Source organism: Shewanella electrica, from assembly GCF_022321485.1.
GTDB classification, from domain to species: Bacteria; Pseudomonadota; Gammaproteobacteria; order Enterobacterales; family Shewanellaceae; genus Shewanella; species Shewanella electrica.
Window position 1 is genome coordinate 1 of record NZ_JAKOGG010000619.1, and the last position, 247, is coordinate 247.

The following is a 247-nucleotide window of genomic DNA, read 5'->3' on the forward strand; positions in this document are numbered from 1 at the left end:
GGTCCGTCCGGGGGCCGAGTCCCACGCGGGGCAGGTTTTAACCTGCGTCGGGGCACTGGCGATTGCCGGGCGCGTAGATCTGGTTGACAAGGACCGCCTTGGCGGCTGGCTGAGTGAAAGACAGCTGGACAACGGTGGTCTGAACGGACGTCCCGAGAAGCTCGAGGATGTCTGTTACAGCTGGTGGGCTGCCGCCAGCTTGGCCATGATCGGAAGACTCCATTGGATCGACCGCGACAAGCTTGCG

The 247-nt window shown here is 63.6% G+C and carries 1 protein-coding gene; it reads left to right on the forward strand.

The genetic code is table 11. The features are described from left to right. Nucleotides 1-61: 61 nt before the first annotated feature. Nucleotides 62-247: prenyltransferase/squalene oxidase repeat-containing protein (locus tag L9G74_RS23290; RefSeq protein ID WP_438944598.1), on the forward strand; the 186-nt coding region annotated here is incomplete at its 3' end.